At 70.5% G+C, this 13508-nt stretch carries 10 protein-coding genes; 3 read left to right on the top strand and 7 right to left on the bottom strand.

Going from position 1 to position 13508, the window contains the following annotated elements; genetic code table 11:
• Window positions 1-191: 191 nt before the first annotated feature.
• The 4 genes from ABD987_RS05725 to ABD987_RS05710 all read right to left on the bottom strand — a co-directional run bounded on the left by ABD987_RS05725 (window position 192) and on the right by ABD987_RS05710 (window position 5858).
• Window positions 192-2420 carry a GH92 family glycosyl hydrolase gene (locus tag ABD987_RS05725; RefSeq protein ID WP_345387688.1) on the bottom strand — a complete coding sequence of 743 codons (2229 nt, stop codon included), beginning with the start codon at window positions 2418-2420 and terminating at the stop codon, window positions 192-194.
• A gap of 217 nt (window positions 2421-2637) precedes the next feature.
• The gene (locus tag ABD987_RS05720) at window positions 2638-3804 is read right to left on the bottom strand and encodes a thiolase domain-containing protein (protein ID WP_345387686.1); all 1167 of its coding nucleotides are present in this window, start codon (window positions 3802-3804) and stop codon (window positions 2638-2640) included.
• Complete coding sequence (locus tag ABD987_RS05715; protein WP_345387684.1) at window positions 3801-4853, bottom strand: thiolase domain-containing protein; 1053 nt, start codon at window positions 4851-4853, stop codon at window positions 3801-3803. The genes ABD987_RS05720 and ABD987_RS05715 overlap by 4 nt, the downstream gene beginning before the upstream one ends.
• A gap of 15 nt (window positions 4854-4868) precedes the next feature.
• Complete coding sequence (locus ABD987_RS05710; RefSeq protein WP_345387682.1) at window positions 4869-5858, bottom strand: Zn-ribbon domain-containing OB-fold protein; 990 nt, start codon at window positions 5856-5858, stop codon at window positions 4869-4871.
• An 88-nt stretch (window positions 5859-5946) separates the two neighbouring features.
• Here ABD987_RS05710 and ABD987_RS05705 point away from each other — a divergent pair, with 88 nt between their 5' ends.
• Window positions 5947-7509: an acyl-CoA synthetase gene (locus ABD987_RS05705; protein WP_345387680.1), complete on the top strand. Its 1563-nt coding sequence runs from the start codon at window positions 5947-5949 to the stop codon at window positions 7507-7509.
• Window positions 7510-7615: 106 nt separating this feature from the next.
• On the opposite strand, the gene ABD987_RS05700 is transcribed toward ABD987_RS05705, so the two are convergent.
• Window positions 7616-8404 (bottom strand): crotonase/enoyl-CoA hydratase family protein, encoded by a 789-nt coding sequence (locus ABD987_RS05700; protein WP_345387678.1) that lies wholly within the window; start codon window positions 8402-8404, stop codon window positions 7616-7618.
• 64 nt (window positions 8405-8468) lie between these two features.
• Between ABD987_RS05700 and ABD987_RS05695 the strand changes: the two genes are divergently transcribed.
• The gene (locus tag ABD987_RS05695) at window positions 8469-10082 is read left to right on the top strand and encodes an acyl-CoA synthetase (protein WP_345387675.1); all 1614 of its coding nucleotides are present in this window, start codon (window positions 8469-8471) and stop codon (window positions 10080-10082) included.
• A 10-nt stretch (window positions 10083-10092) separates the two neighbouring features.
• A complete protein-coding gene (locus ABD987_RS05690; protein ID WP_345387673.1) occupies window positions 10093-11199 on the top strand; it encodes an NAD(P)H-dependent flavin oxidoreductase in 1107 nt (368 codons plus the stop codon).
• A 78-nt stretch (window positions 11200-11277) separates the two neighbouring features.
• On the opposite strand, the gene ABD987_RS05685 is transcribed toward ABD987_RS05690, so the two are convergent.
• Together ABD987_RS05685 and ABD987_RS05680 are read right to left on the bottom strand one after the other, a co-directional pair.
• On the bottom strand, window positions 11278-12078 hold the full coding sequence (locus ABD987_RS05685; RefSeq protein WP_345387671.1) for a S1 family peptidase: 801 nt from the start codon (window positions 12076-12078) through the stop codon (window positions 11278-11280).
• A 178-nt stretch (window positions 12079-12256) separates the two neighbouring features.
• A complete protein-coding gene (locus ABD987_RS05680; protein ID WP_345387669.1) occupies window positions 12257-13501 on the bottom strand; it encodes an APC family permease in 1245 nt (414 codons plus the stop codon).
• Between the last annotated feature and the right edge of the window lie 7 nt (window positions 13502-13508).

Below are 13508 nucleotides of genomic sequence, written 5' to 3'. Positions count from 1 at the left end.
GCCGACGAGAACCGGCAGCGTGGCGACGAGACCCACGATTGTCTTGCGCAGCATGAAATGCCCTTCCGGTCAAGGAAAAGTGCGTTCCTGTCGAACGTAACAGGAGGTGCCTGGCCGACCGGTGAGTCGAGTCTTTCGGCTACGTGTCTTGACCGGACGTCCTGAGAACCACGGAATCGGGAGCCTCTTCGTCACCGGACGCCGGGCGGGGTGCCGTCGCCACCCCACGGCTTCGGCACGGCACTCATCGTGAACCGCAGCTCGCCGCCGCCGGTGAGATCGCGCTGGCTCAGTAACGGCTGGGTGACCGGCTTCCCGTTGAGCCGCAAGGACTCCACGTAGGGCCGGTCCGCCGCGTTGCCCGGCGACGAGACCACCAGCGGGCGGCGCGTGCCGGGCAGCCGCAGGGTGACCTTCGTGAAGAACGGGCTGCCGACCGCGTACTGGTCCGACGCCGGGTTGACCGGGTAGATCCCCAGCGAGGACAGCAGGTACCAGGCCGACATCTGCCCGCAGTCGTCGTTCCCGGTCAGCCCGTCCGGCCGGTTCGCGTAGTTCGCCGCCGCGATGCTCCGCACCCGCTCCTGGGTCTGCCACGGCCGCCCGGCGTAGTCGTAGAGGTAGCCGATGTGGTGGCTGGGCTCGTTGGTGTGGTTGTTGTGTCCCCCGGCGAAGTGCCGGTCCAGCAGCGCGAGGAACCTTTCCTTGCCCATCAGGGAGATCAGGCCGGGGACGTCGTGCATGACGTCGAAGCTGTAGACCCACTGGTCACCCTCGGTCCAGCCGCCGTCCGCCCATGAGCCGTCGAAGTTCCGCGCCTGCATGAAACCCGTCGAAGCGTTGTAGACGGTGCGGTAGTTCTTGCTGCGGTCGAGGAAGAACTTCGCGTCGTCCGTCTTCCCGAGCGCCTTCGCGGCCTGGGCGACCGCCCAGTCCTCGTAGGCGTAGTCGAGGGTGCGGGAACCGGCCTCGGCGGTGCGGTCGTTGGCGACCCAGCCGTTCCGCTTGTACGTCGTCAGCCCGGCGCGCGCCTCGACAGGGGTTCCCTCTTCGCGGTCGGAGAAGCGTAGCTCGGTGTCCCGGTCCGGCGGGGTCGTCGCGTCCTTGCGCACCGCTTCGTAGGCGAGGTTCCGGTCGAAACCGGTGAAGCCCTTGGCGATCGCCTCGGCGATGATCGAGTCCGCGTTCGTGCCGACCATGATGTTGGTTTCGGCCGGGTTCTTCCACATCGGCAGCCAGCCGCCCTCGCGGTAGTCCTGCAGCATCGACGTCACCATGTCGTCGACGCGCTCGGGCGCGAACAGCGTCAGGAAAGCGTTTTCGGCGCGGAAGGTGTCCCACAGCGAGTAGCTGGTGTAGCTCGTTCCTTTGTGGACCCTGTCGTCGTACGCGCTGTAGTACCGGCCGTACTCCGACATCTCGGAGGGGTATTGCAGGGCGTGGACCATGCCGGTGTAGAACGTCGCCAGCTGGTCCGGTGTCGCGCCCTCGATGTCGACGCGGTCGAGCTTCTCGCTCCACGCCGCCTTGGTGCGGGCCGCGACGCGGTCGAATCCCCGCGGGTCCGGGGCCTCGCGGTCCAGGTTCTCCCGTGCCTGCTCCACCGAAATGAACGAGGTGGCGATCCGGACCTGCACCCGTCGCGCCGAGGACGGGAACCGCACGAACGCGCCGAGTCCGGCGTCGGTGCGGGCCCGTTCCCCTTCGTGCAGCGTGGCGCCGGTCGAGGTCCCGTAGCCGGTGAATGGCGTGTCGAAGCTCGCCACGAAATAGCCCTTGAAACGCGGCGCCTTGAACGGCCCGAGCTTCGAATCCTGCCGATCGGGGTTGTACCCGGTGATCTCGCGGCGCGCCGGATCGATCGCGACACCGCCGGTGATCCCCGCGCGGGTCGCGTCCAGTACGAAGTTCGGCGCGGAGTCCGCCGGGAAGCCGAACCGCATGATCCCGACGCGCGACGTCCCGGTCAGTTCGGCGCCGATGGTCTTCCCGTCACCCGCTCGCATCTTGACCGTGTACTTCTGCGGCGACGCCTTCTCGTCGGCGCGGCTGAACGGCATCGCCCGCGCGTCCGTGCCCGGCTTGACCTCGCCGATCCCGGGCATCCCGGACACGTAGCCGTAGTCGCCCATCCAGATCGCCGGCTGATGGGTGCCGATGAACCCGGTGATCTTCGTGTCGTCGTGGTGATACGGCAGGCGGCTGACCCGGTTCTCCCTGGTCATCGGCGACCAGCGCGTCATCGCGAACGGCGGCGCGGTGCTCGGGATCATGCCGCCGTACTCGCTCGGATCCGCGCCGGTGGTGCCGATCATCGGGTTCACCAGGTCGACGTTCGACGGCCGGGGACGCGCCGTCGCGGGCACGGCGGTGACGAGCGGGAGCATGAGCGTCGCGGCGAGGAGCAGGCGGGCACGCATGACGGCCTCCCGGGGCTGACATCGTTGTCACATGCGGCTAACCGTCAACATGTACCCGGGATTCTCGCGGCGTGTCAAGGATTTTCGAGGCGACCGGGGTCAGGATGCCCGGCGGTCATGCGCCCCAATGTGGCGTTCGGTGCGTCTGACGCACCGAACGCCACATTGGGTGCGTCCAGCGCACCCAATGCCACATTGGGGCGTTCGACCTCGTCGATCAGGAGCCGGGTTTGGCGGAGCCGACCACCCACATCGAGAAGTACTGGGACCCGCCGCCGTAGGCGTGGCCGAGCGCGACGCGCGCGCCGTCGACCTGGTAGTCCCCGGCCCGGCCCATCACCTGCTTCGCCGCTTCGGAGAACCGCAGCATCCCGGACGCGCCGATCGGGTTGGAGGAGAGCACGCCGCCGGACGCGTTCACCGGCAGTCGCCCGCCGAGCGCGGTGTCCCCGGCCTCGGTGACCTTCCAGCCCTGCCCCTCCTCGGCGAACCCGAGGTTCTCCAGCCACATCGGCTCGAACCAGGAGAACGGGACGTAGATCTCCGCGACGTCCACTTCGGACAGTGGGTCGGTGATGCCCGCCTCGGCCCACAACGCGGCCGCGGCGTCGCGCCCGGCCTGGGGACTGACCTGGTCGCGTCCGGCGAACGTCGTCGGCTCGGTACGCATCGCGGTCGCGTGCACCCAGGCGGCCCCGCCTTCGACGGCGTCGCCCGCGGCCTCGTCGCCGATCACCATCGCGCAGGCGCCGTCCGAGGAGGGGCAGGTCTCGTCGTAGCGGATCGGGTCCCACAACATCTGCGACGCCCGAACGGATTCCACCGTGATATCGGACTGTTGCAGATGCGCGTACGGGTTGAGCGCGCCGTTGCGCCGGTCCTTCGCCGCGACGATCGCGCCGATGTGCTCGGGCGCCCCGGACCGCCGGATGTAGGAGCGCACGTGCGGTGCGAAGTAGCCACCGGCGCCCGCGCCGACCGGCATCTGGAACGGCGGCAGGATCGACAGCCCCCACATCGCGTTCGACTCCGACTGCTTCTCGAACGCCACGGTCAGCACGCGCCGGTGCACCCCTGCCTGCACGAGCGACGTCGCCACCAGCGCCGTCGACCCGCCGACCGACCCCGCGGTGTGCACGCGCAGCAACGGTTTCCCGGTCGCGCCCAGCGCGTCGGCGAGGAACAGCTCGGGCATCATCACGCCCTCGAACAGGTCCGGCGCCTTGCCGATCACGACCGCGTCGATCTCGTCCCAGCCCACCCGCGCGTCGAGCATCGCGCGGTCGATCGCCTCGCGCAGCAGCCCGGGCATCGACACGTCGGTGCGCTTGGCCTTGTGGTGCGTCTGGCCGGTGCCGAGCACGGCCGCGAGCTGCTTGCTCACATCGCCTCCATGGTCGCGACCAGGTTCTGCTGCAACGCCGGGCCACTTGTCGCGTGCGCCAGGGTTTTCCGTGCCTCGCCGGACAGAATCCGTTGCGCCGCTTCGCCGACGCGGGCGAGCCCGGCCGCGAACATCGGGTTGCCGGTCAGCGCGCCGCCCGAGGGAGTGATCCGGACGCCGTCGCCGAGCCCGAGCGCGCTCCGCAGGATCAGTTCCTGGTGCGTGAACGGCGAATGCAGCTCGGCGACCTCGACGCCGTCGAGATCCAGCGCCGCCGCGGCGGCCTCGGTCGACGGGGACCGGGTCAGGTCGCGCGCGCCGAGGACGGGGGAGTCGACACGGTGCTCGATGCCGGTGAGGATCGCCGGGCGCTCGGTCAGATCCTTCGCGCGCTCAGCGGAGGCCAGCACGATCACCGAAGCGCCGTCGGTCACCGGGGCGATGTCGTGGGCTCGCAACGGATCCGCGACATACGGGGCGTCGAGCAGTTCCGCGACGTCGGGCGTGCCGGACCGCTGCGCGGCCGGGTTGGCCACCGCGTCCGCCCTGCTGCGCGCCGCGACCTCGGCGAGGTCCTTTTCGGACCACAGCCCGGCGTCGAGCCCCAGCCGTGCCTGGATGCCCGCGATGGACACCGAATCCGGCCACAGCGGAGCGACGACGTACGGGTCGAGCTGCAACGCCAGCACCCGGCGCAGCGTGCCGGCGCTCGACTTGCCGAATCCGTAGACGAGCGCGGTGTCGACCTCGCCCATCCGGATCTTCAGCCACGCCTCGTACAGCGCCCACGCGGCGTCCATCTCGACGTGGGACTCGTGGATCGGCGGGAACGCGCCGATCGCGTCCACCGCGGCGATGAAGGAGAAGGCGCGCCCGGCGAGGTAGTCCGACGAGCCGGAGCACCAGAACCCGATGTCGCGTTTGGACAGTCCGGTGGCGGCGAAGACCTCGGCGAAGATCGGCACGAGCATTTCCACGCCGTTGGTGGTGCCCGGGGTCTCCCGGACGTTCGGGGCCTGCGCGAACCCCACGACGGCGACGTCTGGCATCAGTTCCTCACAGACTCAGAGGTGATGGGCGAAGGATTCGTAGGCCGCGTCGGGCTCGCCCGTCGGCTCGAAATGGCTGATGTTCTCCAGCGACGTCCACCAGTCCTCGCGGGGTTTCCACGCCGCGCGCACCCGCATGCCCATCCGCACGTCGGCCGCGTCGCAGCCGAGCACCAGGTGGAGGAAGGGGATGTCGGCGCCGTCGAGCAGGATGTAGGCGGCGACGTAGGGCGGCTGGATCCGCTGGCCGAGGAACGGGACGTTGACGATGCAGAACGTGGTGACGATGCCGGTGTCGGCCAGTTCCACCTCTTCGGTGGTCGGCACGCCGTCGGTCGGGCAGGCCCCGCGCGGCGGGATGTAGACCTTCGCGCAGGCGGGACAACGCTGGCCGATCAGCCGTCCTTCGGCGAGCGCGCGCAGGTAGCGGCTCTCCTCCGGGGACGCGGAGTGCCGGTAGCCCAGGTGGACCGGGGTGATCACGACGGCGACGGGCGCGCCGTCCTCCCGTTGCGCGACCGGGGGCGGCGCCTCGGTCGGGGTGGTGTCGGGGGCCTCCGCGGGCAGGAAGTACGCGATGTCCCGGATGTGCCCGACGGTCTCGTCGGCCCACCGCACGCGAACCCGCTGTCCGGTGTGGACGTTCCCGGGCGCGCCCGCGTCGAGGGCGTGCAGCATCGCGGTGTCCGCGCCGTCGAGCCGGATGAGCGCCCAGGCGAACGGGCGGCTCAGCGGCTGGCCGTCGAGGGGCTCGGCGCACCACGACCAGGAGACCACGGTGCCCTCGGCGGCGACCGGGACGAACTCGTCCAGCGGCGCCGCGGTGACCGGGTCGTACTCGACCGGGGGCACGTGCACCCGTCCGTCGCTCCCGCGGACGCCCTCGACGCGGCGCTCGCGCAGGGCGTTGACGAACCGGCCGAGCACCGGCCCGGTCGATCGGGTGTAGTCGAAGCCGATGTCGAGCGGGGCCGACAGGGGGGTCTCGGATGCGCTGGCCGTCACGACTTGAGTGAAACACGTTCTCGAATTCTCGGCAAGAACGCGCTGAAGACGTATTGCCCGTGAGTGGAACGCGTTCTAGATTTGCGGTATGTCGACGACTGCCGCGAAGACGCTCGGACTGTGGAACATCGCCGGGGAGCAGCCGGAGCTGCCCGCCCTGATCGACCCGGACGGCCGGGCGGTCGGGTACGGCGAGCTGGTCGCCAAGGCGAACCGGTACGCGCTCGGGCTCGAGGCGCTCGGCCTCGAAACGGGCGACGTCGTGGTGCTGCTGCAACCGAACGGCTCGGAGCTGGTCGCCGCCTACTTCGCCGCGATCCAGTCCGGGCTGTACATCGTCGTGGTCAACTGGCACCTCGTCGGACCCGAGATCGCCTACATCCTCGCCGACAGCGGCGCGAAGGCGTTCCTCGCGCACGAACGGTTCGCCGACACGGCGGTGGCCGCGGCGGACGAGGCGGGCATTCCCGCGTCCGCGCGGTTCGCCGTCGGCACAGTTCCCGGGTTCCGCCGCGTCGAGGAACTGGGGGCGGGCGAGGGCGAGGGCAGGCCGCAGCGGCACACCGCCGGGTCGCCGATGCTGTACACCTCCGGCACCACCGGGCGGCCGAAGGGCGTCCGCCGCCCGCTCACCGGGGCCGACCCCGACCAGGTGCCCGCCGCGTCGACGTGGTTTTTCGGGGTGTTCGGGATCGGGCCGTTCGACGAGCACGTCCACCTGTGCGGGTCGCCGCTCTATCACACCGCGGTGCTCAACTTCGTCGCGATCTCGATCCAGCTCGGGCACCCGGCTGTGCTCATGGACCGCTGGGACCCCGAGGAGATGCTGCGGCTGATCGAACGGCACCGGGTCACGCACAGTCACATGGTGCCGACCCAGTTCCGGCGGCTGCTCGCGCTGCCCGACGACGTCCGCGCGGCCTACGACCTGAGTTCGCTGCGCGTGATGATCCACGGTGCCGCGCCGTGCCCCCTGGAGGTCAAGCGCCGGATGCTCGACTGGTGGGGCCCGGTCGTCACCGAGTACTACGCGGCGACCGAGGGGGGCGGCACGGTGATCAGCGGCGAGGACTGGCTGCGGAAACCCGGCTCGGTCGGGCTGCCCTGGCCGGGCTCGACGATCCGGATCCTCGACGACGCGGGGGAGGAACTGCCCGCGGGCGAGACCGGCACGGTGTACATGAAGATGGGCGAGTCGAAGTTCGAGTACCACAAGGACAAGGACAAGACCGAGAAGGCCAGGGTGGGCGATCTGTTCACGCTCGGCGACGTCGGTCACCTCGACGAGGACGGTTATCTCTTCCTGCACGACCGCAAGGCGGACCTGATCATCTCCGGCGGGGTCAACATCTATCCGGCGGAGATCGAGGGCGAGCTGGTGATGCACCCGAAGATCGCCGACGTCGCGGTGTTCGGCGTCCCGCACGAGGACTGGGGCGAGGAGATCAAGGCCGTCGTCCAGCCCGCCCCCGGCGTCGAGCCCTCCGGCGCGCTGACCGCCGAACTGCTGGACTACGCCGCCACCCGGCTCGCGAAGTTCAAGCTCCCCCGCAGCGTCGACTACCTCGACGAACTCCCGCGCGACCCCAACGGCAAGCTCTACAAACGCCGCCTCCGCGCCCCCTACTGGGAAGGCCACCCCGTCCCGTAACAGCGATCTCGCGTGATTGAGGGCGCAACTCGCGTGATTGGGGGCGTAACTCGTGAGTTACGCCCCCAATCACGTGAGTTCTGTTTCTGATCACGCGAGTTCGCTGTCAGCGGCCGTGGAATTCGGGGCGGCGTTTCTCGGCGAAGGCGCGGGGGCCCTCCTTGGCGTCGGCGCTGGCGAACACGGCGATGCCGTACTGGGCGTCGAGTTTGAAGGCCTCTTCCTCGTGCATGCCTTCGGTGTCGCGCAGGGTCTTGAGGATGGCGCGGATCGCGAGGGGACCGTTCGCGTTGACCAGCGACGCCAGTTCCAGCGCGCGGTTCAGCGCCTTGCCGTCGGGCACGACGTGACCGATGAGGCCGAACTCCAGTGCCTCGGCCGCGGTGATGTGCCGCCCGGTCAGCAGCAGGTCCGCCGCGACGGTGTACGGGATCTGCCGTGGCAGCCGGACCGCCGACCCGCCCATCGGGTACAGGCTCCACCGCGCCTCGGACACGCCGAACTTCGCGCTCTCCCCGGCGACGCGGATGTCCGTTCCCTGCAGGATTTCCGTGCCGCCCGCGATGGCGGGACCCTCGACGGCGGCGAGGAGCGGTTTCGTGAGCCGGCGGCCCTTCAGCAGCCCGTCGATCCGGCTCGGGTCGAACGCCCCGCGCTCGAACGCGTCGCTCGGGGCGTTGCGGGACATCGACTTCAGGTCGGCGCCCGCGCAGAACGCGCCGCCCGCGCCGGTGAGCACACAGCTGCGGATGGCGTCGTCGGCGTCGACGCGGTCCCAGGCCTCGGTCATGATCCCGAGCATCTCGCCGGTCAGCGCGTTCTTCGCTTCGGGCCGGTTCATCGTGACGACGAGTGTCTGCCCGTCCCGCTCCACCAGCGCGTGCGGCTCGCTCAACGGAAACCTCCAGGAAAGCCTCGGCGATATTGCCCAGAACGATAACATGTTCTACTTTGGGGGCGTGGCACTCAACATCGCGGATCTACTCGAGCACGCCGTCGACGCCGTGCCGGAACGTGTCGCGGTCGTGTGCGGTGACCGGCGGGTCACCTTCGCCGAGCTGGAGGAGCGGGCCAACCGGCTCGCCCACCACCTGGCCGTGCACGGCGTGGGACGCGGATCCCACATCGGTGTCTATTCCCGTAACTCCATCGAGGCCCTGGAAGCGATGATCGCGGCGTACAAGCTGCGTGCCATCGCCGTCAACGTCAACTACCGTTATGTCCACGGTGAACTGAAGTACCTGTTCACCAACGCCGACCTCGTCGCGCTGGTGCACGAGCGCCAGTACGCGGACAAGGTCGCCGCCGTCCTGCCGGAAACCCCGAAACTGAAACACGTTGTCGTCGTGGACGACGGCAGCGACCGGGATTACCGGCGTTACGGCGGCGTCGACTACGAGACGTCGCTGGCCGCCGAATCGCCCGAACGCGATTTCGGCGAACGCAGCGCCGACGACCTCTACATCCTCTACACCGGCGGCACCACCGGCTATCCCAAGGGCGTGCTGTGGCGGCACGAGGACATCTGGCGCGCGCTCGGCGGCGGCATCAACTTCGTCACCGGGGAGTACGTCCCGGACGAATGGACGCTCGCCGAACAGGGCAGGTCGGGCAGCCTCGTGCGGCTGCCCGCCGCGCCGCTCATCCACGGCGCCGCGCAGTGGGCGGCGTTCGGCGCGCTGTTCACCGGCAGCCCGGTCGTGCTCGTCCCGCGCTTCGACGCGCACGACGTGTGGAAAGCCGTGCAGGACAACAAGGTCCAGGTCCTCACGATCGTCGGGGACGCGATGGCGCGCCCGCTGATCGAGGCCTACCGCGAGGGCGACTACGACGCGTCGTCGCTCGTCGCGCTGTCGAGTCACGCCGCGCTGTTCTCGCATTCGGTCAAACAGGATTTCCTCGGCATCCTGCCGAACGTCGTGATCACCGACGCGATCGGTTCCTCGGAGAGCGGGTTCACCGGGATCGGCATGGTGGGCAAGGACTCCGACCACAGCGCGGGCCCGCGCGTGCAGTTCGGCAAGGACGCCATCCTGCTCGACGAAGAGGGCAACGCCGTCGCCCCGGAGCCGGGCGCGATCGGCCTCATCGCCCGGCGCGGGCACGTCCCGCTCGGTTACTACAACGACCCCGAGAAGAGCCGGACGATCTTCGCCGAGGTCGACGGCGCCCGTTATGTCGTACCCGGCGATTACGCTCGTTACGAGGAGGACGGCACGGTCACCCTGCTCGGCCGCGGCTCCCAGTGTGTCAACACCGGCGGCGAGAAGGTCTACCCGGAGGAGGTGGAAGGTGCGCTGAAATCGCATCCCGACGTCTTCGACGCGCTCGTGATCGGCGTGCCGGACGAGCGGCTGGGCCAGCGGGTGGCCGCGGTCATCCAGCCGCGCGAAGGCGCCGTGGTGGACTTCGCGAGCGTCGAGGCGCACGTGCGCGGGGAGATCGCGGGGTACAAGGTGCCTCGCACGGTGTGGCTGGCCGAGGAGATCGGCCGCACGCCGAGCGGTAAACCGGACTACCCCTGGGCCCAGCGGTACGCCGCCGAGCACCCGCCCGCCACCCAGCCCGTCTAGGAGACAACGGATGCGCACTTCGCTCTGCGATCGGTTCGGGATCGAGCTGCCGATCTTCGGGTTCACCCCGTCGGAACACGTCGCGGCCGCGATCAGCCGCGCCGGCGGGATGGGCGTGCTCGGCTGCGTCCGGTTCAACGACGCCGCCGAACTCGACGCCGTCCTGGACTGGATGGACGAGCACACCGACGGGAAACCGTACGGCGTCGACGTCGTGATGCCCGCGAAGATCCCCGCCGAGGGGAACCAGGCCGACCTCGGCAAGCTCGTCCCGGAGGGGCACCGCGCGTTCGTCGAGCGGGTGCTGGCCGACCTCGGCGTGCCGCCGCTGGACGACGGCGGCGCCGGGCGTGACGGGGTGCTGGGCTGGCTGCACTCGGTCGCGCGGTCGCAGGTCGACGTCGCGCTGAAACACCCGATCAAGCTGATCGCCAACGCGCTCGGTTCCCCGCCCGCCGACGTCATCGCGCAGGCGCACGCCGCCGGGGTCCCGGTGGCGGCGCTCGCGGGCAAGGCGGAGCACGCCGCGCGACATGTCGACAACGGCGTGGACATCGTGGTGGCGCAGGGGTACGAGGCGGGCGGGCACACCGGGGAGATCGCCTCGATGGTGCTCGTCCCGGAGATCGTGGACGCCGTCGGCGAGCGGGCGCCGGTGCTCGCCGCGGGCGGCATCGGCTCCGGCAGGCAGGCCGCCGCGGCGCTCGCGCTCGGCGCGTCCGGGGTGTGGATGGGTTCGTTCTGGCTGGCCACCGAGGAGTACCTGCAGACGATGACCGGATCGGGCGCGATCCAGCGCGCGCTCGTGGCCGCGAGCTCGTCGGACACCGTGCGCAGCCGCATCTACACCGGGAAGCCGGCGCGGCTGCTCAGGACCCGGTGGACCGAGGCGTGGGCGGCCCCGGACGCCCCCGAGCCGCTGCCGATGCCGTTGCAGAACCTGCTCGTGTCGCCGGCGCACAACCGGATGCACGCGGTGCACGACCCGAGCCTGGTTTCCATGCCGGTCGGGCAGATCGTCGGCCGGATGGACCGCGTCCGCGGCGTCGCCGAGGTCATCGCCGAACTCGTCGGTGGCTACGAGGAAGCGTTGTCCCGCCTGGACAAAACCCGCTGAAGGTCCGTGGGGGCCTCCTTGAGGGACCTAGAGTCCCTTAAGGAGGCCCCCACGGACCGGCAAAACCCTGTGGTCCGGCTAGATCTTCTTGGCGGCGTCCGCGATCGCCGACGCGAACGTGCTCACCTCGGTGTACACCCCGGGCGCGTGCGGCCGGGCGCAGCCGTCGCCCCAGCTGGTGATGCCGACCTGGATCCACGCGCCCGCGTCGTCCCGGCGGAACATCGGGCCGCCCGAGTCGCCCTGGCAGGTGTCCACGCCGCCCGCCGAGACGTTGCCCGCGCACAGTTCCGCGTTCGGGATGAGCCTGCCGTACGAACCGCCCTGTGCCTTGCAGGTGCTGTCGGGCACGAACGGGACCTGGGCCTTGAGCAGGTATCGCTGCTGCGCGCCGCCTTCGCTGGCCGCGCCCCAGCCCGCGATCGAGAAGCTGCCGGTGTTGAGCGACGAGGTCGTCGCGATCGGCAGCGTCGCGAGGCCGGTGACCGGGCTCGCGAGCTTGATCAGCGCCCAGTCACCGCCGGTGGCCGTGCCGTAGGTCGGTGACCGGTACACATAGGTCGACTTCACCTTCTTGGCGCTGGTGCTCTGCAGGTCGACCACACCGACGGTGGCGGTGATCGAGCTGTTCGCGCCCGTCCGGCTGACGCAGTGCGCCGCGGTCAGCACGATCTGGCTGGTGTAGAGCGCGCCGCCGCAGCCCATGGACAGCCGCACCATGAACGGGAATTCCCCTTGCGCGGCACGGGTTCCGCCGACGACATTGGTGGAGGGCGGCTGGTCGGCGACCGCCGGGGTGGCGAAGGAGGCGGCCGTCGCGGCCGCCGCGAGGCCGATCGCGGCGTTTCTGAGCAGGGTGAACCAACGCTTGGTGGCCAAGGGACCACTCCTCTCGGAGTCCACAATGGATGGACGAACCTGCGCGCGGCCGCTCACCGACTACACCAGAGTCACCCACACGGGGACTACCGACTTTCTTCGGGTCTTTCCGGCAAATGGGTCACCGTGGTGACCGGTAACACCCCCGTAACCAGAGTGTCCATAGTGGACAACGGCGTCAGTGGCGGAGACGTCGCACGCCGTAGGCCACCGCGCCCAGCGTGAGCACCGCGCAACCGGAAACCACCGACGTCCACGGCAGGCTGAACGCCAGCACGACGCAGCCGAGCAGGCCGACGGCCCCGATGACGCGCGGCGCGCGGTGTTCCTCCTCGCGCAGGGTCAACGCCGCGACGTTCGCCACGGCGTAGTACGCGAGCACCGCGAACGACGAAAACCCGATCGCCCCGCGGAGGTCGATCGACGCGGCCAGCGCGGCGACGAGGACACCGACCGCCAGTTCGGCCCGGTGTGGCACGCCGAACCGCGGATGCACGACGGCGAGGAAACGGGGAAGGTGCCCGTCGCGGGCCATCGCCAGCGACGTCCGTGACACCCCGAGGAGCAGCGCGAGCAGGGAACCGAGCGCGGCCAGCGCGGCACCGGCGCGCACGACCGGCGTCAGCCACGGCCACGGCGAACCGGACACCGCCGCCGCGATCGGGTCGGCGCTCGCGGCGAGCCCGGCCGGGCCGAGCCGGACGAGCAGCACCACGGCGAGGACGGCGTAGACGACGAGGGTGATCCCGAGCGCCAGCGGGATGGCGCGCGGGATCGTGCGGGCCGGGTCGCGGACCTCCTCGCCGAGCGTCGCGAGCCGCGCGTAGCCCGCGAACGCGAAGAACAGCAGCCCCGCGGCCTCCAGTACCCCGCCCGCGCGGAAGCCCGCGAACGGGGCGACGGCGAACGCGGCCCCGCCCGAGGACGTCGCGGCGACCGCCAGCGCGAGCACGAGCAGCGTGACCGTGACGATCACCCGCGTGGCCAGTGCCGAGCGGCGCACTCCGCGGTAGGTGACCCCGGTCAGCGCCGCGACCACCACGACGGCGGCCACGCTCCGCCACGGCCGGTCCAGTCCCGGCGCGGCGTAGGCGAGGACGGTCAGCGTCATCGCCGCGCAGCTGGCCGTCTTCCCGGTCACGAACCCCCAGCCCGCCAGGTATCCCCAGAATTCGCCGAGCCGTTCCCTTCCGTACACATAGGTCCCGCCGGACTCCGGGTACCGCGCCGCCAGCCGGGCCGAGGACGTCGCGTTGCAGTAGGCCACCACGGCGGCGAGTGCGAGCGCGGGCAGCAGTCCCGCGCCCGCGGCGCGCACGGCCGGGGCGAACGCGGCGAACACCCCGGCCCCGATCATCGAGCCGAGCCCGAGGAACACCGCGTCGCCGAGGCCGAGGCGACGGGCCATCGAGGGTGAGGTCATCCGGGTG

The organism is Amycolatopsis samaneae, from assembly GCF_039541975.1.
GTDB lineage: Bacteria > Actinomycetota > Actinomycetes > Mycobacteriales > Pseudonocardiaceae > Amycolatopsis > Amycolatopsis samaneae.
Note: the sequence above shows the minus strand (reverse complement) of the source record. Positions and strands in the feature narration are given on the sequence as shown.